16 protein-coding genes, 1 tRNA gene and 1 other RNA gene are annotated in these 26040 nt (G+C 67.7%); 10 read left to right on the top strand and 8 right to left on the bottom strand.

Features of this window, described 5'->3' with window-relative positions:
- Positions 1-24: 24 nt before the first annotated feature.
- Positions 25-1071 (bottom strand): glycosyltransferase family 9 protein, encoded by a 1047-nt coding sequence (locus tag RCF13_RS20940; protein ID WP_134969287.1) that lies wholly within the window; start codon positions 1069-1071, stop codon positions 25-27.
- Positions 1072-1091: 20 nt separating this feature from the next.
- On the opposite strand from RCF13_RS20940, the gene RCF13_RS20935 reads away from it, so the two are divergent.
- Entirely contained in the window at positions 1092-1841 is a 750-nt protein-coding gene (locus RCF13_RS20935; RefSeq protein WP_061479959.1) for a 3-deoxy-D-manno-octulosonic acid kinase, read from the top strand.
- Complete coding sequence (locus RCF13_RS20930) at positions 1841-2608, top strand: MBL fold metallo-hydrolase (RefSeq protein WP_180869537.1); 768 nt, start codon at positions 1841-1843, stop codon at positions 2606-2608. Before RCF13_RS20935 ends, RCF13_RS20930 begins: the two co-directional genes overlap by 1 nt.
- Before the next feature lie 156 nt (positions 2609-2764).
- Here RCF13_RS20930 and ffs read toward each other — a convergent pair.
- Positions 2765-2855: signal recognition particle sRNA small type (ffs, locus tag RCF13_RS20925), an RNA gene on the bottom strand.
- A 300-nt stretch (positions 2856-3155) separates the two neighbouring features.
- On the opposite strand from ffs, the gene sugE reads away from it, so the two are divergent.
- Entirely contained in the window at positions 3156-3473 is a 318-nt protein-coding gene (gene sugE / locus RCF13_RS20920; RefSeq protein WP_005415486.1) for a quaternary ammonium compound efflux SMR transporter SugE, read from the top strand.
- Between the two features lie 359 nt (positions 3474-3832).
- A complete protein-coding gene (locus RCF13_RS20915) occupies positions 3833-14722 on the top strand; it encodes an autotransporter-associated beta strand repeat-containing protein (protein WP_235643121.1) in 10890 nt (3629 codons plus the stop codon).
- 57 nt (positions 14723-14779) lie between these two features.
- Here RCF13_RS20915 and RCF13_RS20910 read toward each other — a convergent pair whose 3' ends face one another.
- Complete coding sequence (locus tag RCF13_RS20910) at positions 14780-15223, bottom strand: GNAT family N-acetyltransferase (protein ID WP_061480527.1); 444 nt, start codon at positions 15221-15223, stop codon at positions 14780-14782.
- Positions 15224-15350: 127 nt separating this feature from the next.
- Between RCF13_RS20910 and RCF13_RS20905 the strand changes: the two genes are divergently transcribed.
- A complete protein-coding gene (locus tag RCF13_RS20905; RefSeq protein ID WP_269217115.1) occupies positions 15351-15761 on the top strand; it encodes a DUF3592 domain-containing protein in 411 nt (136 codons plus the stop codon).
- Between the two features lie 141 nt (positions 15762-15902).
- On the opposite strand, the gene RCF13_RS20900 is transcribed toward RCF13_RS20905, so the two are convergent.
- A tRNA-Ser gene (locus RCF13_RS20900) sits at positions 15903-15995 on the bottom strand.
- A 142-nt stretch (positions 15996-16137) separates the two neighbouring features.
- Between RCF13_RS20900 and dnaX the strand changes: the two genes are divergently transcribed.
- The 4 genes from dnaX (at position 16138) to RCF13_RS20880 (ending at position 19622) form a co-directional block, all read left to right on the top strand.
- Positions 16138-18186, top strand: coding sequence for a DNA polymerase III subunit gamma/tau (gene dnaX, locus RCF13_RS20895; RefSeq protein ID WP_231352744.1), 2049 nt, complete (start codon positions 16138-16140; stop codon positions 18184-18186).
- A 6-nt stretch (positions 18187-18192) separates the two neighbouring features.
- A complete protein-coding gene (locus RCF13_RS20890; RefSeq protein ID WP_019659509.1) occupies positions 18193-18513 on the top strand; it encodes a YbaB/EbfC family nucleoid-associated protein in 321 nt (106 codons plus the stop codon).
- 82 nt (positions 18514-18595) lie between these two features.
- Positions 18596-19195: a recombination mediator RecR gene (recR, locus tag RCF13_RS20885; RefSeq protein WP_134969485.1), complete on the top strand. Its 600-nt coding sequence runs from the start codon at positions 18596-18598 to the stop codon at positions 19193-19195.
- Between the two features lie 67 nt (positions 19196-19262).
- Positions 19263-19622, top strand: a complete 360-nt coding sequence (locus RCF13_RS20880) for a histidine triad nucleotide-binding protein (RefSeq protein ID WP_005415497.1) — start codon at positions 19263-19265, stop codon at positions 19620-19622.
- 76 nt (positions 19623-19698) lie between these two features.
- Here RCF13_RS20880 and RCF13_RS20875 read toward each other — a convergent pair whose 3' ends face one another.
- Genes RCF13_RS20875 through RCF13_RS20860 form a run of 4 tightly spaced genes read right to left on the bottom strand, consistent with a single transcriptional unit; the run spans position 19699 to position 24065 of the window.
- Positions 19699-20226 (bottom strand): Slp family lipoprotein, encoded by a 528-nt coding sequence (locus RCF13_RS20875; RefSeq protein ID WP_005415498.1) that lies wholly within the window; start codon positions 20224-20226, stop codon positions 19699-19701.
- Positions 20223-22172, bottom strand: a complete 1950-nt coding sequence (locus RCF13_RS20870; protein WP_231352571.1) for a DUF3488 and transglutaminase-like domain-containing protein — start codon at positions 22170-22172, stop codon at positions 20223-20225. Before RCF13_RS20870 ends, RCF13_RS20875 begins: the two co-directional genes overlap by 4 nt.
- Positions 22165-23088 carry a DUF58 domain-containing protein gene (locus tag RCF13_RS20865; protein ID WP_061480523.1) on the bottom strand — a complete coding sequence of 308 codons (924 nt, stop codon included), beginning with the start codon at positions 23086-23088 and terminating at the stop codon, positions 22165-22167. The genes RCF13_RS20870 and RCF13_RS20865 overlap by 8 nt, the downstream gene beginning before the upstream one ends.
- A gap of 23 nt (positions 23089-23111) precedes the next feature.
- A complete protein-coding gene (locus RCF13_RS20860; protein WP_049417066.1) occupies positions 23112-24065 on the bottom strand; it encodes an AAA family ATPase in 954 nt (317 codons plus the stop codon).
- Between the two features lie 42 nt (positions 24066-24107).
- Here RCF13_RS20860 and RCF13_RS20855 point away from each other — a divergent pair, with 42 nt between their 5' ends.
- The gene (locus RCF13_RS20855; RefSeq protein ID WP_134968956.1) at positions 24108-25943 is read left to right on the top strand and encodes a glycosyltransferase family 39 protein; all 1836 of its coding nucleotides are present in this window, start codon (positions 24108-24110) and stop codon (positions 25941-25943) included.
- Positions 25944-26040: the final 97 nt, after the last annotated feature.

Below are 26040 nucleotides of genomic sequence, written 5' to 3'. Positions count from 1 at the left end.
CCCACGCCGCTCGCCGCTCGCCGCTCACCCCAGGTGGTCGGCGACGTAGCGTTCGAAGGCGGCGATGCCGTCTTCCACGGTGATCAGTTCCATCACATCGTCGAACTCGATCTTGGTGCCCCACTTCAGATCGGCGGCCTGCTTGGCCAGGTACTTGCGTGCCGCATCGTCGTAGCGGTCCACGCAGTAGCGGCGGTCCGAGTACGGGCCACTGCGGTTCGGGTTGCTGGCCGCATGCAGTCCCAGCACCTTGGTGCCCATTGCGTTGGCGATGTGCATCGGGCCCGAGTCCGGGGTCATCACCAGGTTGGCGCGGGCCAGCAGGGCGGGCAGCTGCTTGAGCGTGTCCTTGCCGACCAGGTCCAGTGCCGGCGTCTGCAGCTGCGCCTGGATCGCATCGGCCATGTGGCGCTCCAGTTCGCTGCGGCCACCGCACAGCACCACCCGCCAACCGCGCTGGACGGCATGGTTGGCCACCGCGGCGTAGCGGTCGGCGTACCAGTTGCGGCGCACGTGGCTGGAGCAGGGCGAGATCATCAGCACCGGGCGGCCATCGTCCTGCCACTGCGCGGCGGCCCACTCGAAGGCGGAGGGCGGCACGGCCAGATCCCAGCTGACTTCGGTCTGGCGCAGGCCCAGCGGCTCGCAGAAGCTGCCGATGGCATCCAGCACGTGGATGCCGGGGCGATCGGGAATACGCTCGTTGATGAAGAGCCCGTGCAGGTCCTTGGAGCGGCTGCGGTCGTATCCGATGCGGCGCTCGGCCGGAATGAAGGCCGACAGCAGGTTGGCGCGGAACGCGACCTGCATCTGCAACAGCGCTTCAAAGCGCCCCGGTGGCAGTTGCCTGCGCAGTTCCTTGACCCCGGCCATGCCGCTCTTCTTGTCGTAGGCATGGAAGGTGACGCCGGGCAGGCCGTCAAGCAGCTTGTGGCCAACCTTGTCGATGATCCAGTGGATCGGCGTGTCCGGGCGCGCAGCCTGCAGGGTGCGCACCAGGGGCACCACGTGGGTGACGTCGCCGAGTGCGGACAGGCGCAGGAGGCACAAGGAGGAGGACGCTGATGCCATGTGTTGTTAGACTCAATGAAATGGTCGCATTCGACGCCAATGAAGCGCTGACGCCATGCCGCGAGGGTCGCGGCATCGGGGCCATTCTGTTCGACCGCGAGCGGCTGCGGCAAGCCGATATTGGCCTGTTCTCGCCCCAGCACTGGGGCAGCAAGGCCCGCCCGGTGGGCGAGGGCGGCCGCGGCAGCGCCTGGTTCGTCGATGCGCCGTTCGGTGCCAGCGTGCTGCGCCACTATCTGCGCGGCGGCATGGCGGCCCGGATCAGCCTCGACCAATACCTCTGGCGCGGCTCGGACCGGACCCGCAGCTTCGCCGAATTCCGCTTGATGCGCGCGCTGCGCGAGAAGAAGTTGCCGGTGCCACGGCCGATCGCCGCGTTCTACATGCGCGAGGGCCTGCGCTACCGGGCCGCGATCCTGATGGAACGGATCGAGGGCGTGCGCTCGCTGGCCGACCGCGCACTGGTTGCGGGCCGGGGCGCGCCCTGGGAGGAGACCGGGCGGCTGATCGCCCGTTTCCACCGTGCCGGCCTGGACCATGCCGACCTCAACGCGCACAACATCCTGTTCGATGGCAGTGGTCATGGCTGGCTGATCGATTTCGACCGTGGGGTGATCCGCATCCCTGCCACCGGCTGGCGCGAACGCAACCTCAAGCGGTTGCTGCGCTCGCTGATCAAGCTGCGCGGCGAGCGCAGCGTGGAAGATGTGCAGAAGGACTACGCACGGCTGCGCCGTGCCTATGACATGGCCTGGAACCGGGGCACCTGATGGACTGGTCGTTGCGTTTCCTCGGCGTCGGCAATGCGTCGGCGGTCGAGCTGGGATCGCCGATGTCGGTGATCGAGCGCGGTGGTCGCCCGTGGCTGACCATCGATTGCGGCGGTGAAGGCCTCACCGCGTTCAAGGCGCACTACGGGCACATGCCGCAGGCGCTGTTCGTCACCCATGTGCACCTGGACCATGTGGCCGGCTTCGAGCGCCTGTTCGTGGACACTTTCTTCAATGCGCACCGGCGCGGCAAGGTGCGCCTGTACGTGCCTGCCACGGTGGTGCCGCTGCTGCACAAGCGCATTGCTGACTATCCGAACGTGCTGGCTGAGGGCGGTGCGAATTTCTGGGATGCCTTCCACCTGATCGTGGTGGGCGAGGCGTTCTGGCATGAGGGGGTGCGCCTGGAGGTGTTTCCGGTGCGCCATCACTGGCCGGAGACGGCCTATGGCCTGCGCCTGCAGGGCGCGCTGACCTGGAGCGGCGATACCCGGCCGATTCCGGAGATGCTGGCGCGCTACGCCGACGACAACGAACTGATCGCCCACGACTGCGGCCTGCACGGCAACCCGTCACACACGGGCGTGGACGACCTGGAGCGTGAGTACAGCATCGAACTGCAGGCGCGGATGATGCTCTACCACTACGCCAGCGTGGCCGATGGCCAGGCGCTGGCCGCGCGCGGGCACCGCGTGGCGCAGCCGGGGCAGTGCGTGCCGCTGGCCGACCCGACTGCGCCGCACGTGCTGGTGCAGGATCCGCCGTGAGCAGGACCGGCCAGCCCGCCGATGCGGCGCTGGCCGCCGAACTGGAGGCGCTGGAGCGCGCGCTGTAGTAGCGCGGGGCCATGCCCGGCGAGGGGCGCCAACCAAGGGTGGCATCTACCAGAGGCGAGGGCGTCGCCGAAAAAGGCGGTGGCCCCGCCGGCTGGCCTCGGCGCCCGCGTCGATCGATACCGTTGCTGCCTTCCGGCCCTGGCGGGGTTTTCGACCTAGCGTCGCGAGGGGCCGACGGGGCCACCATAGAGACGTTGGCCGCCCGGTGGGCGGCCAGTTCACGGATCAGGGGAAGCAGCGCGCGATGCGCCGGAGACCACAGCCGGACCGCACATCGGCTGACCGATGGCAGACCCTCATTCTAGCGCAGGCCGGGCCATCGACGCCAGCGTCACGCACTGAACCGGCTGTAACCCGTTCCTGGCCACGGCGGCCGGGCGTGGCCCCCGTTGCTAGAATGCCGGCCAGGAGGAACGACCTCCCCCACATCGGGAATCAAAGACCAGGACGGCCTGGCCCTACCAAGAGGAGGGCCGTCATGGCCTGGATCTATCTATTGTTTGCCGGCCTGCTGGAAATCGTCTGGGCCGTATCCATGAAGCAGTCCGAAGGCTTCACCCGGCTCACCCCCACCGTGGTCACGATCATCGGCATGATCGCCAGCTTCTGGCTGCTGGCGGTGGCCATGCGCAGCCTGCCGCTGGGCACCGCCTATACGATCTGGACCGGCATCGGCGCGGTCGGCGCGTTCGTGGTCGGCATCGTATTCCTGGGTGAGCAGGTCAGCCCGATGCGGATCGGTGCAGCGGTGCTGATTGTTTCCGGCCTGGTGCTGATGAAACTCTCCAGTAGCTGAATTTATTTACTCATGGCGGGCACGGATTCCCCGCCACATACAACGATATGCATTTTCGGCAAAACCATTATGCCGGCCCCTTTTATTTGACGTGCGTCATGAAAATGGCGCGCGTGATTCACATGCCGCTGGCACCGCCGGTCGCACAGTGCCGCCATTCGTCGGGCGAAATCGGGGAGTTTTCGCCTTGAGGGACACGCTGACGTACCTGTCCCTGGGTGCGATCAGGTGAAGATGTGAAGATTTTAAGGAGTTAATGCCTTCAGGCCTTGTTCCCGTATCGGGAGCAGGGGTGGCCCGCATTTTCTCCAAAAAAACCTGCCAGCTGTGCCATCCGGTCTTTTCATGGAGATTTACCGATGAACCGCATTTACCGTCTGGTTTTCAATCGTGCCCTTGGGGTAATGCAGGTTGCTTCGGAGGTCGCCCAGAATCCCGGGGGAAGCGCGGTCAGCGCAGGGCGGGTACCGCGATTGCGGACGCAGCAGCTGGCGGCGGCATTGGCCGCCACACTGGCCAGTGGATCGGCATTCGCAGCGTGCACGGGTACCACGACCGTAAACTGCGACAGCACCACCACCATCAACAACTACTCCAACGCGACCAACGGCCTCACGCTGAACATCGCCGCGGGTGCATTGCTGCGTACGCCGCCGATCGTAGGTGGAGGCAACGCAGCAACGCTGACCGGCGACAACGTGACGGTCAACAACAATGGCACGATCGATCCGAGCTCGATCGTCCTCGCCTCGCCCGGCCTGGTCATCGGCAATGGTTCCGCCAACAACAGCGCGATCGTCGTCAACAACAACGCCAGTGGACAGATCAAGGGTGTCGTCAACATCGCAACGCTGCTGGGCTTCGGTGGACAGGCGCTGGTGGCACAGAACGTCAACGGCACCACCACCATCAACAATGCCGGCCTGATCAGCACGTCCTTGATCGGTGTGGGCAGCGTTTCCGACGCGACCACGGTGGTGACCTATGGTGGCGCGGCAGCGAATGTGACCAACACCGGTACCATCGACGGACGCGTCGGCCTGGGCGCTTCTGGCGGTAATACGTTCCTCAATGCTGGGGCGGTCAACGGTAGCGTTCATCTGGGTGATTCAACCGGCGGCAATACCTTCACCGCAGTGTCGGGTTCCAGCGTTGTGGCCGGCGGTGGCACCGCCCTTGCCGGCGTGATTACGGGTGTTACCGGGGTGAAGGTTGCGGCAGCGGGAACGGTCGACGCGGGTACCGGCAGCGGTGCGGGCAACAACGCGCTGGTGCTGCAGAACAGTTCCGCCGGTCCCGGGTCAGGCACCGGCGGAGCGGTGACCACACTGGGCTGGAACCAGTACCTCAACTTCCAGAAGCTCACCGTCAACAGCGGTACCTGGAACCTGCAGGGCGCATGGGGCGCATCCGGCCCGACGACGCTCAATGATGGCCTGGTCAATTTCAACAATGCCGGTTCATTCGGCACAGGGCTGTTCACGGCCAACGGCGGTGCCATCGCATCCTCCACGGCCGGTCTGAATCTGGCCAATGCGTTCAACCTCGGCGGCAATCTATCCCTGGCCGGGACCAATGCGTTCGGCTTGAATGGCGTGCTTTCAGGCACTGGTGGGCTGACGGTCAACAACACCGGCATTGTTACTCTCGGCGGCGCAAACCTGTTCTCCGGGGGCGTCAACCTCAATGCCGGCGGCCTGCTGCTGGGCAATGCCGGTGCACTCGGCAGCGGCAACCTGACCGTCGGTGGCAGCGCCTCGCTGGATACGACGGCGGGCTTCACCCTGGGCAACAACCTGGTGGTCAATGGCGGGGGCTCGCTGAACCTGCTGGGCAGCAATGCGCTGACATTGAGTGGCTCGATATCCGGTGCCGGCAACGTGACCAAGAACGGTGCCGGCACGCTGACCTTGAACGGTGCCAATTCGCTGAGCGGCAGCTTCAACCTGGCCGGGGGCGCGTTGGCGCTGGGCGCGGGCGGCAGCCTGTCGCCCACCGGTGCGATCACGCTGGGCGTCGGCACCAGCCTGGATCTTTCGGCGGCGGCCGACCAGACCATCGGCTCGCTGGCCGGGCTTGGTGGTTCGGTCAACCTCGGCAGCCACACCCTGACCCTGGGCGGGCTGGGCAATACCAGCTACAGCGGCACGTTCGCCGCAGGCACCGGCGGCCTGATCAAGCTCGGCACCGGTGTGCAGACCCTGTCGGGCGTCAACAGCCTCACGGGCGGTGTTGCGCTCAACGCCGGTGGCTTGTTGCTGGGCAATGCCGCCGCGCTGGGCAGCGGTACGCTCTCTGTCGGCGGCAACACCACCTTCGACGGCACCACGGCGCTGGCGCTGACCAATGCTGTCAGCCTCGGATCGGGTGCCAGCCTGAATCTGCTTGGCGGGCAGGCGCTCACCTTCAACGGGGTGATCAGCGGCGCTGGCGGCCTGATCAAGGATGGTGCATCGTCGCTGACCCTCAACGGCGCCAATACGTTCGGCGGTGGTCTGGCACTCAACGCGGGCAGTCTGGTGCTGGGCAACGGCGGTGCACTGGGAACCGGGGCACTGAACGTCGGCGGTGCGGTATCGCTCGACGCCAGCGCCGGGCTCGCCGTGGGCAATGGCATCACGCTTGGCGCCGGTGGTTCGCTCAATGTGCTGGGCTCGAATGCGCTGACGCTGGGGGGTGTCATTGGTGGGGGCGGCAGCCTGGTCAAGAACGGCGCTGCCACGCTGACGCTGGGCGGCGCGAACATGTTCACTGGTGGGCTGGCGGTAAATGCCGGAACGGTGGCATTGGCCAGTGGTGGCAGCCTGGCGGCGACCGGCGCGGTCAGCCTGGCCGGCGCTGGCAGCGCGCTGGATATCTCGCTGGGTGGCAACCAGACCATCGGTGCATTGTCCGGTGTGGCGGGCAGCACCCTGGCGCTGGGCAGCAGCACGCTCACCTTCGGTGATGCCACCAACCAGACCTTCGCCGGCGTGATCGGCGGCACCGGTGGGCTGATCAAGCAGGGTACCGGCGTGCAGACGCTGACCGGTGCCAATACCTTCAGCGGTGGGGTGAATCTTGCGGCCGGTGGCCTGGTGCTGGGCAACGCCGGTGCGCTGGGAAGCGGTGCGCTGACGGTCAGTGGCAACGGCTCGCTGGACGCCACTGCGGCGCTGAACCTGGGCAATGCGATCAACCTCGGTGCGGCCCTGACCCTGCCGGGCAGCCAGAACCTGACCCTGGACGGCAACATCACGGGCACCGGCAGCCTGGTCAAGAATGGCGCATCGACACTGACCTTGAACGGCACCAACACCTTCAGCGGTGGACTGAATGCAAACGCCGGCAGCCTGCTGCTGGGTAACAGCGGCGCGCTCGGTACTGGAGTACTGGGCATCGGCGGCAACGTCACGCTCGATGGCAGCGCCCCGTTGAGCCTGACCAACAATGTTGACCTGGGCGCGGGTGCGGCGCTGTCGTTGCCGGGCTCGCAGGCGATCACGCTGGGTGGCGTGGTGTCCGGTACCGGCAGGCTGGTGAAGAACGGTGCCAGCACGTTGACCCTCAACGGCGCCAACAGCTTCGGTGGTGGGCTCACCGTCAACGGCGGCGGCGTGTTCCTGGGGAACGCCGCCGCACTGGGCACCGGTGCACTGTCGGTGGGCGCCACTGCCACGCTGGACAGTTCAGTAGCGCTGAACCTCGCCAACAACGTCAACCTCGGGGCAGGCGCGGCGCTGGATCTGCTGGGCAGCCAGGACGTGTCACTGGGCGGTCTCATCAGTGGCACTGGCAGCCTGGTCAAGAATGGTACGGCCACGCTGGCGTTGAATGGACCCAACACCTTCAGCGGGGGTGTCGGCCTCAACGCGGGCCTGCTGCAGCTGGGCAATGCGCAGGCACTGGGTACCGGCCAGCTGGACGTGGGCGGCAACGCTTCGCTGGATGCAACGTCTGCACTCACCATAGGCAACCTCATCGGCCTGGCCGCCGGTGCGAATCTCTCCGTGCTGGGCGGCAATGACCTGACGCTCACCGGTCCGGTATTCGGTGCCGGTGGGTTGATCAAGGACGGCGCGGCCCGCCTCACCCTGTCCGGCGCCAACCTCTACACCGGTGGCACCACCATCAACGCCGGCACGCTGGCGCTGGGGGCGGGCGGCAGTCTTGCCGCGGCCGGCGCGGTGGATCTTGCCGGTGCCGGTGCGACGCTGGACATCTCCGCAGCCGGTGCGGCGCAGACCATCGGCGCGCTGAACGGCGTGGCAGGCAGCCAGCTGGTGCTGGGCGCGCAGTCGTTGACCTTTGGCGGCGCCAGCAGTGGCAGCTTTGCCGGCGTGATCGATGGTACCGGCGGCCTGATCAAGACCGGTGCCGGCGTGCAGACGCTGTCCGGTGCCAATACTTTCAGTGGTGGCCTTGCACTCAACGACGGTGGCCTGATTCTCGGCAACGCCAGCGCACTCGGTACCGGTGCACTGGGCATTGGTGGCACGACCACGCTGGACAGCACAGTGGCGCTGAACCTGGCCAACGCAGTGAACTTCGGTGCCGGTACGCAGCTGACCCTGGGCGGCAGCAACGATCTCACCCTCGGTGGCGTGGTGGCCGGCAATGGCAGCCTGATCAAGAACGGTGCGGGCCTGCTGACCCTCAACAACACCAATACCTTCGATGGCGGCCTGACCTTGAACGGCGGTGGCCTGGTGGTCGGTGCGAATGGTGCGCTCGGTACCGGTGCGCTGGCGGTGAATGCCAGCACCACGCTGGACGCGGGCGCGGCAGTGACACTCGGCAATGCGGTCACGCTGGGCTCGGGCGTCGTACTGACGTTGCCGGGCAGCAATGCGCTGACGCTGTCGGGCGTGGTCGGCGGCAATGGCAGCCTGGTCAAGAATGGTGCCACCACGCTGACGCTGTCCGGTGCCAACACCTACAGCGGAGGTACCACCATCAATGCCGGCACGTTGGCGCTGGGCGCGGGCGGCAGCCTTGCTGCAGCGGGTGATGTCACGTTGGGTGCAGGCGCTGGCTTTGATATTTCCGGTGCCGGCAGCAGCCAGACCATCGGCGCGCTCAACGGTGCGGGTGGCAGCACCCTGGCGCTGGGCGGCAATTCGCTCACCTTCGGTACGGCCGGCAACGCCGCGTTCGATGGCGTGATCAGTGGCGGCGGCGGTCTGATCAAAGCAGGCGCGGGCGTACAGACGCTGTCCGGTGCCAACACGTTTGGCGGCGGCGTAACGCTCAACGCGGGCGGACTGGTGCTTGGCAATGATGCGGCGTTGGGCACCGGCGCATTGACCGTTGGTGGTGCCGCCACGCTGGATACCACCGGCCTGGCAACGCTGGCCAACAACATCGCGCTCAACGCCGGGCTGACCGTGCTCGGGACCAATGCACTGACGCTCAACGGCGTCCTGTCCGGGGCCGGCAGCCTCACCAAGAATGGCAGCGCGACGCTGACTTTGAACGGCGCCAACACCTATACCGGTGGCACCAACATCAACGCCGGCACGCTGGCGCTGGGGGCCGGTGCCAGCCTGGCGGCGAGCGGTACCGTGAACCTCGCCACGGGTGCCACGCTGGATCTGTCTGCCGGCAGCGGCACGCAGCAGTTCGGCACCCTGGTCGGCAATGGTACGGTGAACCTCGGTGCCAACTCGATCGAGGTCGGCGGCGCCACCAATGGCACCTTCAGTGGCTCGATCGCAGGCACCGGTGGCCTGACCAAGGTGGGCGCGGGCATCGAAACGCTGACCGGTGCCAACACCTACACCGGCGGCACCTTCATCAATGCTGGCACGCTGGCGATTGGTCCGGGCGGCAGCCTGGCCGCGACCGGCGCGGTGACGCTGAGCGCTGCGGGCACCGGCTTCGACATCTCCACCGCAGGGGCCAACCAGACCATCGGATCGTTGAACGGCGTGGCCGGCTCGACGGTGAGCCTGGGGGCACAGACGCTGACACTTGGTGGTGTGGGCAACAGCCTCTTCGATGGCACGATTTCCGGCACCGGTGGCCTGGTCAAGAATGGCACCGGCATCCTCACGCTGGGTGACGCCAATCTGTTCAGTGGTGGCGTTGCACTGAACGGCGGTGGCCTGGTGGTCGGCAACAACGCTGCGCTCGGCAGCGGTGCGTTGACGGTCGGAAGCAACGCAACGCTGGATGCAACGACCGGTGCCAGCCTGTCCAACAACATCAGCCTGGCAGCGGGTGCCAATCTTGATCTGCTCGGCAGCCAGTCGCTGGCACTGGGCGGTGTGATCTCGGGTACAGGTGGGTTGATCAAGGACGGTGCGGCCACGGTAACCCTGAGCGGTGCCAACACCTACACCGGGGGTACCACCATCAACAGCGGCACGCTGGCGATCGGTGCCGGTGGCAGCCTCGCCGCAACCGGTGCGGTGAACCTGGCCGGTGCGGGCACGCTCGACATCTCCGCGGGTAACCAGGCCATCGGTTCGCTGGCCGGCGTTGCAGGCAGCACGGTGGCGCTGGGCGGCAGCACACTGACCCTGGGCGGCACCGTGGACAGCACCTTCAGCGGTGTGATCGGCGGCAGTGGCGGCCTGATCAAGAACGGTGCGGGCGTGCAGACGCTCAATGGCGCCAACACTTTCAGCGGTGGCGTGGCGCTCAACGCCGGTGGTCTGGTGGTCGGCAACAATGCTGCGCTGGGCACCGGTACGGTGACGGTCGGAGGCGCTGCGACGCTCGATTCGAACACTGCGGTCATCCTCGGCAACAACTTCATCCTCAGCAACGCGTTGACCGTCCTGGGCAGCAACAACCTCACCCTCAACGGCAACCTGAGTGGTACCGGCAGCCTGACCAAGGAGGGTGCCGCGACGCTGACCTTGAACGGCACCAACACCTATACCGGCGGCACCAACATCAACGCTGGTACGCTGGCACTGGGTGCGGGCGCGAGCCTGTACGCCAGTGGCATCGTCAACCTGGCCTCGGGGGCGACCTTCGATCTGTCGGCAGGCAGCGGCACGCAGCAGTTCGGTACCCTGATCGGCAACGGCACGGTGAATCTGGGCGCCAACACGCTGACGATCGGAGACGCCACCAATGGCACGTTCAGTGGTTCGGTGGCCGGCTCCGGTGGGCTGATCAAGGAAGGCTCCGGTACCCAGACGTTGACCGGCACCAACACCTTCACCGGTGGCACCACCATCAACGCCGGCACGCTGGCGATCGGCGCCGGTGGCAGCCTCGCTGCGACCGGTGCGGTGAACCTGGCCAACGCCGGTACCACCTTCGACATCAGTGCGGGGGGCGCGCAGGCGATCGGTTCGCTGGCAGGCGTGGCAGGCTCTTCATTGGCGTTGGGTGGCAGCACGCTGACCCTCAATGGCGTGGGCAATACCACGTTCGCCGGCACCATCGGAGGTGCAGGGGGGCTGGTAAAGAACGGCGCAGGCATCCAGGGCTTGACTGGCGTCAACGTCTTCACGGGCGGCGTGACCCTCAATGCCGGTGGCCTGCTACTGGGCAACGACGGTTCGCTGGGAACCGGTGCGCTGACCGTAGGCGGCAACGCCAGCCTGGATGGCACCAGCGCGCTGACGCTGGCCAACACCGTACAGCTGGCCAGCGGCACGCTGACTCTGGGCGGCAGCAGCGCACTGACCTTGAACGGCCCGATCAGCGGCGCTGGCGGCCTGCTGAAGGATGGCGCAGCGACGGTCACCCTCGGCGGTGCGAGTACCTATACCGGCGCCACCACCATCAACAGTGGCACGCTGGCGGTGGCGGCCGGTGGCAGCCTGTCCGGTGCCAGCACGGTCAACCTGGCCGGTGCCGGTACGCTGGATATCAGCGCCGGTGGCAGCCAGAGCATCGGAGGCCTCGCTGGCGTGACCGGTTCCAGCGTGGTGCTGGGCGGTGCAACGCTGACCACCGGCGGCAACAACGCCAGCACCACGTTCGCCGGCGTCCTCAGTGGCACCGGCGGCCTGGTGCAGAGCGGTACCGGCACGCTGACCCTCAGTGGCGACAACACCTATACCGGAGGCACCACCATCAACGGTGGCAGTACGCTGCAGATCGGCAACGGCGGCAGCACCGGTTCGGTGCTGGGCGACATCACCAACAACGGCAGCCTGGTCTACAACCTCGGCACCACGGCAACCGTGGGCGGTGTAGTCGGCGGCAGTGGCAGCCTGACCCAGGCCGGCAGTGGCAGGCTGGTGCTGACCGGCAACAACACCTACACCGGCGGTACCACCATCAATGCCGGTGGCACATTGCAGATCGGCAACGGCGGTGCGACCGGCGCGATCGTCGGCGACATCACCAACAACGGTGCGCTGGTATCCAACGTGGCCGGCAACACCACGCTCGGTGGCACCATCAGCGGCAGTGGCGGCCTGACCCAGGCCGGCAGCGGCACGCTGACCCTGACCGGCAACAACACCTATACCGGCGGCACCACCATCAATGCCGGTGGCACGTTGCAGGTCGGCAATGGCGGTGCGGCCGGCGCGATCACCGGCAACGTTGCCAACAACGGCAGCCTGGTGTTCGACGTTGCGGGCAACACCACGGTCGGCGGTGCGATCAGCGGCAGTGGTGGCCTGACCCAGGCCGGCAGCGGTGTGCTGACCCTGGTGGGCAACAACACCTACACCGGTGGGACCACCATCAGTACCGGCAGCACGCTGCAGGTGGGCAACGGCGGCGCGACCGGCGCCATCGCTGGCGACATCACCAACAATGGCGCGTTGATTTCCAACGTGGCCGGCAACACCGCGCTGGGCGGCACCATCAGTGGCAGCGGCGGCCTGACCCAGGCGGGCAGCGGTACGCTGCTGCTGACCGGGACCAACACCTATACCGGCGGCACGACCATCAACGCCGGCAGTACGCTGCAGCTGGGCAATGGCGGGGCAACGGGCTCAATCGTCGGTGATGTCACCAACAACGGCACGCTGGTGTCCAACCTGGCGGGCGATACCACGCTGGGCGGCACCATCAGCGGCAGTGGCGGCCTCACCCAGGCCGGCAGCGGTACGCTGACCCTGACCGGCAACAACACCTATACCGGCCCGACCACCATCAACACGGGAGGCACGCTGCAGGTGGGTAATGGCGGCGCCACCGGTGCCATCGGCGGCAGCGTCACCAACAACGGCAGCCTGGTGTTCAACGTGGGCGGCAACACCACCGTCGGCGGCGCCATCAGTGGCAGCGGTGGCCTGACCCAGGCGGGCACCGGCACCGTGATCCTGACCGGCAACAACACCTATACCGGCGGCACCACCATCAACACCGGCGGCACGCTGCAGGTCGGCAATGGGGGCGCCAGCGGTGCAATCACCGGTAATGTCAGCAACAACGGCAGCCTCGTGTTCAACGTCGGCGGCAACAGCACGGTGGGCGGCACCATCAGCGGCAGTGGCGGCCTGACCCAGGCCGGCACCGGCACCCTCACGCTGACTGGCAACAACACCTACACCGGGGGTACCACCATCAATGCCGGCGGCACCGTGCAGGTCGGCAACGGTGGGGCCAGCGGCTCAATCATCGGCAACATCACCAACAACGGTGGTCTGGTCATCAACACCGGTGGCACCACCACGCTTGGCGGCAGCATCACCGGCGGTGGCAGCATCGTGCAGGCCGGCCCGGGCACGCTGAATCTGGGCGGCAACAGTGGTGGCTTCAGCGGCACCGGCCAGGTCACCGGCGGCGGCCTGAATGTCACCGGCAACATCGGCGGACAGTGGACCATCGGCAGCGGCACGACCCTGTCCGGCACCGGCACCATCGGGGGTACCGGCGGTGGCGTGACGGTGTCCAGCGGCGGCGTGCTGTCGCCGGGCAATGGCCCGGGCAATGGCGGTGGTGCAGGCAACGGCACCGGCACGATCACGGTGGGCGGCAATCTGAACCTGTCACCGGGCAGCACGCTGGGCATCGACCTGGGCGCCACCGGCAGCGACACGGTGCAGGTCGGCGGCAGCGCGAATGTGGGCGGCAGCACCGTGCGGGTGAATACCATTTCGCCGAGCACCAGCTACCAGCAGGGCCAGCAGTACACGGTGGTCAGTGCGGGCGGTGGCGTGAGTGGGCAGTTCGCCTCGGCAACCTCGCCGTCGGCCTTCCTGACCATCACCCCGGTCTACACCGCCAACACGGCCAACCTGCAGATCGACGTGGCGCAGACCGCAGCGTTCACCACCGTGGCCAACACGCGCAACCAGTACAACACCGCCGCGGCGCTGGATAGCCTGCCGCAGGGTGGCGCGGCCTTGGGCCTGTACAACACGGTACTGATGTATGACGCCGGCACTGCGCGCAGCGCATTCGAACAGCTCTCCGGTGAAGTGCACGCGGCCAGCCGCGCGGTGCTGCTGTACGACAACTACCTGGAAGAAGGCATCCGCCAGCGACTCGGCAGCGAGTTGCCGACCGTGCGTGGCGAGCACGCGTCGGCCTGGTTGGCCGGCAGCGGCAAGGTGTTCAGGCAGGATGGCGACGGCAATGGCGATGAGATCCGCGCCAATCGCAATGCGCTGATGGCCGGTGTCGACTGGCAGCTGGGCGAGCATGTGGTGCTGGGTGCAGCGGCCGGCAACGAGCGGCTGGATACGCGGTTGTATGATCGCAGCTCGCGGGCCCGCCTGCGTGGCCACACGTTCGGCCTGTATGCACAGGGACAGTGGAACAACGGCTTCGCGGTGGGCGGCAGCGTGTCGCGCGGTGACTACCGGACGCGCACCACGCGTGAAGTGCCGTTGTTGGGCCAGACCCTGTACAGCCGCCAGGATGCCGATGTGACCATCGCCCAGGTGGAAGGCAGCTGGACATGGACCCACGGCAGGACCCAGCTGCAGCCCTATGTGCAGTTCACCAAGCACTGGGTCGACAGCGATCGTGCGGTGGAGCAGGGTGGCAGCGCGGCACTGGTGCTGGAAGGCGGCAAGGACACGCTCAATGTCAGCACGGTGGGCGTGCGTGGGCGCTGGGACGTGGGCAGCGGCGAGCGCTTCCCGGCGCAGCTGACGGTCGGCCTGGGTTGGCAGCATGCGTCGGGGGATACCGATGTAGCCAGCCGCAACCGCTTTGCGGTGGGCGGCGACGCCTTCGATGTCTACAGCGCGGTGATGGCACGCAATGCCCTGGTCAGCCAGGTGGGTGTGGCGGTCGGCCTCGGTCGCAACAGCCAGCTGTCGATGTTCGTGCAGGGCCAGCATGGCGATGGCCGCCGCGATGTGGGTGGGCAGATCAACCTGCGCGTCGGGTTCTGAGCAGGGGATGCCTGCGGTAGATCAACGCCCTTCGTGGATGGCACCGGGGCGGGAGCGCTACAGCTCCCGCTCCATTTCAACGGCGTCGATCCCGGCGCCATGCCCATCGGGCACGATGCGCGCCACCTGGAAACCCAGGCCGGCATAGAAGCCCTGGGTGTGCTGGCTGGTGCTGAGCGCGATGCGGTCGATCGACGGATCGCTTTCAGCCTGGTGCAGGCGCGCGAGTGCCAGTTCGCGGCCCAGTCCCTGGCGGTGCAGCGCGCGCTGCACCATGCCCCAGCAGAAGCCGGCGCTGCCGTCGCTACGGCGCGAGAGGCCACCACAGGCGACGACGTTTCCATCGCGCTCGATCACCTGGAATGCACAGCCCGTGGCCTGCTCGCGCAGGAAGCGTTCGAAGTCGCTGCGCTCTTCGGGCGCGAAGTAGGTGGGTACGTTGCTGTCGAAAATCGACAGGCAGGCGCGTGCGGCGGCGGGTTGGTAGACACGAAGGCTCATGCAGCCACCCTAGCGTGCGGAGGGGGCTGCGTGGCCTCCGGGTTATGCTGTCGGGCAACGGGAGTGACCGCGCGGCAGGATCCGCCGACCCCATTCGTCTTCCCGCCTGCAACGGAGCTGCCCAGCGATGCCCGATCCTTCTTCTTTCCGGACTGCCCAGCTGATGCGCGGTCTGCTGTTTGGCGTGGTGGGACTGTTGATCCTTGCCGTGGCCGCCTTCGAGGTGACACATCGTCTTGAGTTCCTGGAGGTCGCGCAGGCCGTTGATGGCCAGGTTGAGCGCCTGAACGCCGGCGGATCGCATCCGCAGGTCGCGTTCACCACCGCGACCGGCCAACGCGTCTCGTACCCGCAGGGCGGCATGATCTTCGGCTATGAGCCTGGGCAGCCGGTACGCGTGCTGTACGACCCGGCGCAACCGCGGCTGGAGCCGGTCCTGGACACGTTCGGTGCGCTGTGGGGAATGACGGTCGTGTGGGTGCTGCTGGGGCTGGCGTTCGTCGGCGCCTGCGTGCGGAGACTGCTCCGGCGCAGATGACCTGCGGGCGGATCGCGCGCCGTCGGCGGGCCGGCCGTTGGACCGGCCACGACGGCAGGGCCTGTTCAGTCCGGTAGTACCTGCGGCGATTCCCGCCAGCCAAACAAAAAAGCCGCCCACTGGGCGGCTTCTTCATTTATCTGGCGGAGAGAGGGGGATTCGAACCCCCGAAGCGCGGTTTAGACGCTTACACACTTTCCAGGCGTGCTCCTTCAACCACTCGGACACCTCTCCGGATCCCTGCCCTCGGCAAATGCCTCAGCAGGGGCGCAGATTCTAGCGGGCGGCGCGGCCGGACACAAGCGCCCAGATCAGGACGCATCCGGGGGCATTGTTGGCGAAGGGGCTGGACAGGCATGGCACAATGGAACATCCGATGGAAAACGGTGGCCTGATGTCCTATCTCGTCCTTGCCCGCAAGTGGCGTCCGAAGCGTTTTGCTGAGCTGGTGGGCCAGGAACACGTGGTCCGTGCGCTCAGCAACGCGCTGGACAGCGGCCGGGTCCACCACGCGTTCCTGTTCACCGGTACCCGTGGCGTGGGCAAGACCACCATCGCGCGCATCTTCGCCAAGTCGCTCAACTGCGAGCAGGGCACCAGCGCCGACCCGTGCGGCCAGTGTGCCGCCTGCCTGGACATCGACGCCGGCCGCTACATCGACCTGCTGGAAATCGACGCCGCGTCCAACACCGGCGTGGACGACGTGCGCGAGGTGATCGAGAACGCGCAGTACATGCCCTCGCGCGGCAAGTACAAGGTCTACCTGATCGACGAAGTGCACATGCTGTCCAAGGCGGCGTTCAACGCACTGCTGAAGACGCTGGAAGAGCCGCCGGAGCACGTGAAGTTCCTGCTGGCCACCACCGACCCGCAGAAGCTGCCGGTCACCGTGCTCAGCCGCTGCCTGCAGTTCAATCTCAAGCGCCTGGACGAAGACCAGATCCAGGGCCAGATGACCCGCATCCTGGCGGCGGAAGAGATCGAGGCCGACGGCAGCGCCATCGTGCAGCTGGCCAAGGCCGCTGACGGCAGCCTGCGTGACGGCCTGTCACTGCTGGACCAGGCGATCGCCTATGCCGGCGGCGCGCTGCGCGAGGACGTGGTGCGCACCATGCTGGGCACGGTCGATCGCACCCAGGTGGCGGCGATGCTCGATGCGCTGGCCGAGGGCGATGGCCCGCGCCTGCTGCAGGTGGTGGCCGCGTTGGCCGAATTCTCACCGGACTGGAGTGGCGTGCTGGAAGCGCTCGCCGAAGGCCTGCACCGCATCCAGGTGCAGCAGCTGGTGCCGGGTGCCGCCGTCGCGGAAGGCCTGGATGTCGCATCATTCGCCGAGCGCCTGCGCCCGGAAGTGGTGCAGCTCTGGTACCAGATGGCCCTGAATGGTCGACGCGACCTGCCGTTGGCGCCGAGCCCGCGCGCCGGCTTTGAAATGGCCGTGCTGCGCATGCTGGCGTTCCGCCCGGCCGCAGCGGTACCGTCGGTGCCGAAGGCCGTCGACGGTGCGGCGGGTGGCACGCCGGGTGGCAACGCTGCCGGTGGTGGCGCCGGTGCCGGAAGCCATGAAGCGACGCCGGCCGCTGCCGCCGCTTCGGCCAGCCCGGCCGTAGCGTCGCAGGTGGCCGCTCCGGTGGCTGCACCGCGCGAACCTGAACCCGAACCCGAGCCGGCCCCGCAACCGGAGCCGGATCCGACGCCTGAGCCCGAGCCGGTGCCGGTGGAAGAGCCCGTGTCACAGCCGCCGGTGAAGGCCGAGGCGCCGGCGCCTGCCATCGCTGTAGAGGCAAGCGATGACCTGCCGCCGTGGGCCACCGACGAAGCCGAGGCGCGGGATGGGGCCCTGGCGGCCGAGATGGCCGGCCCGGATGCCGCCATGGTCGCGCCCTGGCATGAACCGCCGGCTCCCGCCGCGGATCCAGGCGAACCTGCGCCGCCGGAGCGTTCGTTCCGCGCCGAAGGTATTGCCATTGCGTCGGCCGAACCGGCTCCGGCGCGTGAGGCCGCGCCGCAGGAAGGTGTCAGCGAGCTGGCCACTGCCGAAGACTGGCTGGACCTGGTCGCCAACAGCGGCCTCAGCGGCCCCTCGCGGCAGCTGGCTGCCAACGCTGCCTTTATCAGCTGCCAGCACGGGACCTTGAAACTGGGCCTTTCGCCCGGATTTGAGTACCTGCGCTCGGAGCGCGCGCTGGCTGCCCTGGGCGAGATGCTGGAGAAGGCCCTGGGCCAGGCGCCGAAGATCGTGGTCGAGACCGTGGAAACCGAACACGTTCCGGCCGAGACCCTGCATCAGCGTGCCGACCGCCAGCGTGGCGAGCGGCAGCAGGTGGCAGAGGCCATTTTCATGGATGACCCGGAAGTGCAGGTGCTGATCCAACAGCACGGTGCCCGGGTTGTTTCCGATTCCATCCGTTCTTTTGACGAGTAAGACACTATGCGCGGCAATATCGCCCAACTGATGCAGCAGGCCCAGAAGATGCAGGAAAACCTGCAGAAGGCCCAGGAAGAAATCGCCAGGATCGAAGTGACCGGCAGTGCCGGCGGCGGCATGGTCAGCGTGACCCTGACCGGCGCCAAGGAATGCCGCAAGGTGCGCATCGACCCGTCGCTGACCAGCGACCCGGAGATGCTGGAAGACCTGATCGCCGCCGCCTTCAACGATGCCTCGAACAAGATCGATGCCGAGTCGAAGTCGAAGATGGGTTCGGCCACCGCCGGCATGCAGCTGCCGCCGGGCATGAAGCTGCCGTTCTGATTGCCAGCGTGGCATCCGTGCAAGCGGGTGCCACAGAATCTGTAGCCGTCGAGCTCGCTCGGCGCCATCAAAGCATGCCGCCGTGTCCGCACCCCTGCTTGAACAACTGATCGACGCACTGCGGGTGCTGCCTGGCGTAGGCCAGAAGACGGCGCAGCGCATGGCCTACCACCTGCTCGAGCGCGAGCGCGAAGGCGGCCAGCGCCTGGCCGAAACGCTGGCCTTGGCGGTGGAGCGTATCGGCCACTGCGCGCAGTGCCGCGACTTCAGCGAAACCGAGCTGTGCCCGACCTGTGTCAACAGCAGCCGCGAGCGCAGCCAGCTGTGCGTGGTTGAATCGCCGGCCGATCGTCTCGCGATCGAGAACGCGACGGGTTTTCGCGGTGTCTACTTCGTGCTGCAGGGCCGGCTGTCGCCGCTCGATGGCGTCGGCCCGCGCGAGCTGGGTCTGGAGCAGCTGGAGCAGCGGCTGGCCGAAGGTGAGGTACAGGAGCTGATCATCGCCACCAGTGCCACCGTCGAAGGCGAAGCCACCGCGCATTACCTTGCGCAGCTGGCGCGCGCGCGCAAGGTGCAGCCCAGCCGGCTGGCACAGGGCCTGCCGCTTGGCGGCGAGCTTGAATACGTTGACCGCGGCACGCTGTCGCACGCGTTCGGGACGCGCAGCGAATTCCGCGATTGAGCACCACCCGGGCATCGCCCGGCGCGGCCGGCCTACAATGCGGAAGACACTCCCGCCGAGGCCGACCATGAGCAACGAAACCCTCTTCAGCAAGATCATCCGTCGCGAGATCCCGGCCACCATCGTCTATGAGGATGACGAGGTGCTGGGCTTCAAGGACATCGCACCGCAGGCGCCGGTGCACGTACTGTTCATTCCGAAGAACGAGATCATCCCGACCCTGGACGACCTGCAGCCGTCGCAGGCGCACCTGGTCGGCAAGCTGGCCCTGGCCGCTGCCGAATACGCGCGCCGCGAGGGTTTCGCGCAGGACGGCTACCGCATCGTGATGAACTGCCGCGAACATGCCGGGCAGACCGTGTTCCACATCCACATGCACCTGCTGGCCGGCGCGCCGCTGGGGCATTTCGGTACGCCGGGGCGTTGAAGCCCAGTCCACGCATGCGTGGATGAAAAAGGCCGCCCGAAGGCGGCCTCTTCCGATCATGCGGGCTGGGGGGCGATCACCACCAGCCCCAACGGCCGTAGCCACCCCAGTACGGGCCCCACGGACCCGGGCCCCACGGGCCATAGGGGTAGGGCACCACATCGACCTGGCGCTGTTCCGGCCACAGGTAGATCACATCGGCCGACAGCTTCGGCAGGCGGTAGTCGTAGTCCCCGATGCGGGTGTTCTGGTAGCCGTCGATCTTGCCGATGAAGGTCACGTCACGCCCGGCTTCAAACACGGCCGGGTCGTAGAAACCGGCGCGGCAGGCAATGAAGCGGCCGTCGCTGGCGTCGGACGAGGTGGTGTTCGGGCGGCCACTGGCGTTGAGCGGGCGCGAGATCATCTGGAAGCAGGTCTCGCCCTGGCCGGGCTTGGTCTCGATGATGCGGCCGCCCCATCGGACCGGCGTGCCGACCTGCTGGGTGGCGACCGAGTCGCGCGGGGAAACCAGGCTGAACTGTCCCTGCAGCGGCTTGGGGGCCGTGGCGCAGGCCGACAGGGCCAGCGTGGCCACAGCGGTGAGGAGGAACTTGGTGTTCATGGGGAGGCTCCGGAAGTCGGGCGATGCCTGCGCAGGTCCCGCAATAATGAAGCGAGGTCGGTGCAAGTTCCAGCGTAGCGCGCGTCGGCGAAACGCTGGCTGAGCGCGAGCAGGGTCGGGTCGGGTCGCTGCCGGTGAACCCGCTGTGCCCAGTCCTGTGCGGTCTCGTGCGGTTCGCGGGCCAGGCCAAGGCGCGCATACCGCCGCCCGAGCCGGTGCCAGGCGCGCAGCAGCGGGTCGCGCTCGCGCTCGCCGCGGGCCAGCAGCCAGGCCATCCACGCCAGTGCCAGCAGGGCGGCGACCACGAATCCGGTCACCAGCTGCGCCGGCCCGAGGTCATCCAGCCCGAACGGCTTGAGCAGTTGCTGCTGGCGGCGTGCATCGAAGGACAGCACCAGGCCGTTCCAGCCGCGGCGCAGCCAGTCACCCATCTGCCCCAGCTGCAGCCAGCGCTGTTGCAGCGGGGTATCGGTGCCGGCCCGCAGGCGGTCGTCCAGGGTGTCGAGGATGCGTTCGGGTGCCACGGCGGCAGTCGGGTCGACCCGCACCCAGCCGCGTTGCGGCAGCCAGACTTCGGCCCAGGCGTGGGCATCCATGCGACGCACCACCCAGTAGTCGCCGATGCGGTTGCGGGTACCGCCTGCGAAGCCGGTGACCACCCGGGCCGGAATGCCGGCGTTGCGCATCAGCACTACGAAGGCCGAGCTGAAGTGCTGGCAGAAGCCGGCCTTGTAGTTGAACAGGAAATCGTCGACCGGATCGCGCCCCGCCACTGGTGTATCCAGCGTGTAGGAGAAGTCGCGGGTGATCCATTGCAGCGCACGGCGGACGATGGCCTCGTCATCGCTGCCGGCCTCCTGCCGCCATTGCCGCGCGAGCTGGGCGGTGCGCGGATTGAAGCCGGGCGGAAGCTGCAGCGCCGCGCGGCGCAGGTAGGGCGAAAGATCGGTGTCGAACCGTTGCGGCGGCGCCGAATGCAACCGCCAGCGGCTGAGCGCGGACAGCGTGCGGTCGCTGCGCAGGCTCATGTCGGCATCGAAGCTGCTGCCCTCCGGTGCGCGGCTGGGCAGGTCCAGTGCCACCAGCAGGCGACGGTCGGTGGGCTCGTAGTCGATCTGGTAGTCCCAACCCTGTGCGGCGGTTTCGACTACCGGTGCGGGGCGCCCGGCCGTCGCGCGATCGCGGCTCCAGCGGTGGCCGTCGAACGACGTCAGCACCGGGCCGCGCCAATAGCGCTGCGCAGGCTCGGGCACCGTGCCGAAAAACTGCACGCGCAACGCCGGGGTGTCGTCGGCCATCAGGTCCAGCCACTGGTCCGGCGCCATGCTGTCAGCCAGGCCCGGTGTGCCCACCGCTCGCTCGGGTACGCCCCACAGCGGCGTGGACAAGCGCGGAAACAGCCAGAAGCAGGCCAGCGCGAGTGGCAGGCCGATCCCCAGCAGGCGGCCGACGCCACGCAGTTGTCCGCGCAGCGGCAGGCGAGGGCTGTGGCCCTCGTCCAGGGCCAGGCGTTGCAGGGCCAGCAGTGCGGCAACTGCGGCCAGCGCTGCCAGCCCGGTGGTCAGCGGCCCCTGGTCGAGCAGGAAGGCCGCGAACGGCGAGAACAACGCGAAGCCCAGCAGGCTGCGCGCATCGCGCAGGTTGCGCAGTTCGCTGGACTTGATCGCCAGCATCGCTGCCAGCAATGCACAGCCGGTATCGCGGCCCGGCCGCACCATGCCCATCTGCCAGACGATGGTGGCAAGCATGGCCAGCACCAGCAACAGGCGGACCGGCATCGGCAGCACCCGCCGCCACGAAAGCGCAGCGGTCAGCACGGCGGCGATCGCGATCACGCTGGCCAGCACCGGCGGCAGCTGCAGCAGCAGTGGCAGCAGCGCCAGCGCTGCGCTGGCCAGGGTCCAGCTGCGGGCGTTGCGGTCGAGCAGGACGGCAGGCTCAGTCATGGGGCATCAATGCCAGTGCGCGCAGGCACAGGTGGTGGTGGCTGGCACCCTGGCCGGGCCCCAACGGCGGATGGGCCGGAAGCAGCAGCGTATAGCGACGGCCTTCGCGTTCGGCCATGTCGACCCAGCGTGCCAGGCGTGCGATGCGCGCTTCATGGCCCAGCGCTGCCAGCGTGCGCCAGTCCAGCACCACTTCGATGCCGATCGGCTTCTCGTACTCGCGTACCAGCAGGCTGTCGCGGCGCGCCGAGTGTTTCCAGGCAATGCTGCGCGGGGCATCGCCGGCACGATAGGGGCGCAGCTGATGCAGCTCTTCGCCCGTGGCGTGGGCGCGGGTATGCAGGGGATCGCTGCCACTTTCCGGGAGGGGCGGCGCCTGGGCCTCGGCCAGCGGGTAGACCAGCAGCGGTTGCTCCGGCCACACCCACGACCATGCCCGCACCAGTCCCAGCGGCTGCGTGCTCGACAGGCGGATGCGGGGCAGTTCCAGCCAGCCGCGGCGCTCGCTGGGAACATCCAGCTCCACTTCGCCGCGACCGTGTGCAGGCAGTGCAACCCAGGCCTCGCTTGCGCCCAGCTGCAGGTGCAGCCCGTGTCGCGCGCGCGGGTCGCGCAACGAAAGGTCCACGCGCAGGCGCAGGGGATGCCCGGCCGGTACTGGTTCGGCGGAGATTGCATCGATCTGTATGCCGGACAGTTGAAGGTGCGCGGCGATGGCGCTGGCGATCGCTGCCGCGGCCAGCAGCAGCGCCAGCAGCAGGGCCGGGTTGTTGTTGTAGTTCAATGCGCCCAGCAGCATCGCCGACAGCAGGGTGGCGACGAACAGGCCGAAGCGTGTCGGTAGTACGTAGATGCGATGGCGGTCCAGTCGCTGCGGCAGGGCTTCGGGCCTGCGGGGGCGTGCCAGCAGCTGCATGCGTGCCCAGCGTGTGGCCACCTTCAGTCCACCGCGACGGTCTGCAGGATCGCCCGCGCCAGCGCCGGCCCGGAGCTGGATTCGGCTTCGGCCACCAGGCGATGGCCGGCCACCGCCACGAACAGGGTCTGCACGTCTTCGGGCACCACATGCCCGCGGCCGAGCAGCAGCGCATGTGCCCTGGCGGCACGCAGCAGGGCCAGTCCCGCGCGCGGTGACAGGCCTACGCGCACGCCGGCATGGTGTCGGCTGCGGGTCAGCAGCGCCTGCACATAGTCGATCAGCGCGTCGCTGGCATGTACCTGGCCAACCGCTTCACGCAATGCACGCACCTGGGTGTCGTCCAGCTTTGGCACCGCGCGTGCGATCAGGTCGCGGCGATCACTGCCGCGCAGCAGCTCGCGCTCGGCCTGCGCGCTGGGGTAGCCCATCGCCAGGCGCAGCAGGAAACGATCCAGCTGCGAATCCGGCAACGGGAAGGTGCCGGACAGGTCGACCGGGTTCTGCGTGGCGATGACGAAGAACGGGTCGGGCAGTGGATGTGTCTGTCCATCCAGGGTGACCTGCTGCTCGGCCATCGCCTCCAGCAACGCACTCTGCGTGCGCGGCGGTGCACGGTTGATCTCATCGGCCAGCAGCACGTGGGTGAACACCGGGCCGGGATGGAACTGGAACTGGCGGCTGCCGGCCTCGTACACCGAAACGCCAAGTACGTCCGCCGGCAACAGGTCGGAGGTGAACTGCACGCGCTGGAAGCTGAGACCGAGGCTGCTGGCCAATGCGTGCGCCAACGTGGTCTTGCCCAGCCCGGGCAGATCCTCGATGAGCAGGTGGCCGCCAGAAAGCAGGGCAACAAAGGCCAGCCTGACTTCCGGCACCTTGCCCAGCACCAGTGCGTTCACCTGATCCTGTGCCTCCCGCAGGGCCTGGCGCAGTTGATCGGTTAGCATGCTGGGATTGGGGGACGAGGCTGGCATGATCGTCTCAGGTCTGGAATCCATTCGATTATCCATAGAGCAATGCAAGGCGAACAGCGCGCGCGGGCGATTTTTCTCTGGTTGTGGACGCTGATCACAGCGGCCAAGCTGGTGGTGGCCGCGCGCCTGCCGCTGTTCGTCGATGAGGCGTTCTATTGGCAGGAAGGGCAGCATCTGGCCGCTGCCTATTCCGACCTGCCGGGGCTGACCGCCTGGCTTGCACGCCTGGGCGTGGAGATCGGTGGCCATCACGTACTCGCATTGCGCCTGCCGTTCCTGGCCATCGGCGCGCTGCTGCCGATGCTGGTGGTGCGCATCGCCACGCGCTGGTTTGGCAACGTGGCCGGTTGGCAGGCGGGCAGCCTGACCCTGCTGATGCCGTTGTCGGCCACGCTGGGCCTGCTGGCCGTGCCGGACGTACCGATGGCGCTGGCGGCAGTGATCTGCCTGCACGCCGGCGCGCGCCTGCTGCACAGCGTGGATGCGTCCTCGGCGATGAAGCTGGCGCTGGGCCTGCTGATCGGTGCGCTCAGCCACTACCGTTTCATTGGTGTCATCGGTGTCGGCTTCATTGCGCTGCTGGCGTTGCCGCAGGGCCGTCGCATGCTGGCCGATCCGCGCGTATGGGTGGCGCTGGCGGTGGGCGTGCTGGCCTGGCTGCCGTTGCTGGCGTGGAATGCCGACAACCACGACGCCGGCCTGAAGTTCCAGGTGGTCGAGCGCCACCCGTGGACGTTCGAGTGGGAGGGGCTGTGGTTCCTGGTGATCCAGCCGATGCTGGTGACGCCGATCCTGTGCATCGCGATGTGGAAGGTCGCCCTGGCGGGTACCCGCAGTGGCGGTGGGGCGCGGGTGCAGTGGCGCTATTTCGGCCTGGTGGGCGGGGTGTCGACGCTGGGCATCTTCCTGCTGGGCTTCTTCACCGATGTCGAGCGGATCAGTTTCCACTGGCCCTTGCCAGGCTACCTGGCGCTGCTGGTGGCCGTGCCGGTGGTCCTCAACGGTTGGCCGCGCTGGTTGCGCCGTACCGGCTGGTGGCTGGCCGCTGCAGGTACCGTGCTGGCGTTCGGCTACTACCTGATGGCGTCCACGCCGGCACTGCGCGAGCAGATGGCCGGCAGCAAGTACTACCCGCGCAACTTTGCCGGCTGGCAGCCACTGGCCGTGGCGGTGCGTGACGAACTGCGGCAGATGCCACCGGGTACGCGTGTCCTGGCGGGCAACTTCAAGGTCGGTGCCGAACTGGGCTTCCAGCTGGGCAATGGCGATATCGAGGTGCTGCCACATCCGCTCAACGACAAGCATGGGCGCACCGCACAGCTGGCGCAGTGGGACCTGCTGCACGAAGGCCCGCGCAGTGTGCCGATGCTGCTGGTGCTGTCACCCAGTGACCAGCGCTACCGCGATCTGCTGGCGCGCTATCACACCCTCTGCGAGCAGGTGGGGCCGCTGCCGGCGCCGCGCGTGGTCAGCAGCGATCATGGCTTCCAGCGGTTCCTGCTGTTCCGGCTGCCGGCCGAGCGTGCGCAGGGGCCCTGCGTAACGCCCGCGATGGCCTGGCTGGATGCGCCGTCCAACGGTGAGAAGGTCTCCGGAACGCTCGCCATCAAGGGCTGGGCATTCAAGGATGGGGTCGGGCTGGCGCGGGTTGAAGTGCTGGTTGATGGCCGCTCGATCGGTGACGCGCGTTACGGGCGCGTGTTCGACGTTCGCCCCGCCTGGCCGGACAGTACCGATCCGCAGCATCCGGCGGTGGGCTTCGACGCGTCGCTGGACACCACCACGCTGGCGCCGGGCCGGCACTGGCTCGGCCTGCGCCTGCACGGGCGCGATGGCAGCGTGGAGGCGTGGCAGGAGCAACCGTTCGAGGTTCGTTGAGGTCCTCTGGTCCTCTGGAGCCGAGCCGATGCCCGGCTGCTTCCGAGTCAGATGGCAGGCAGCCTCGAAAAAAGCAGCCGGGCATGGGCTCGGCTCT

This window comes from Stenotrophomonas maltophilia group sp. RNC7 (assembly GCF_030910085.1).
Classification (GTDB): Bacteria; Pseudomonadota; Gammaproteobacteria; order Xanthomonadales; family Xanthomonadaceae; genus Stenotrophomonas; species Stenotrophomonas sepilia.
This window is presented reverse-complemented; position numbering and strand designations above follow the sequence as displayed.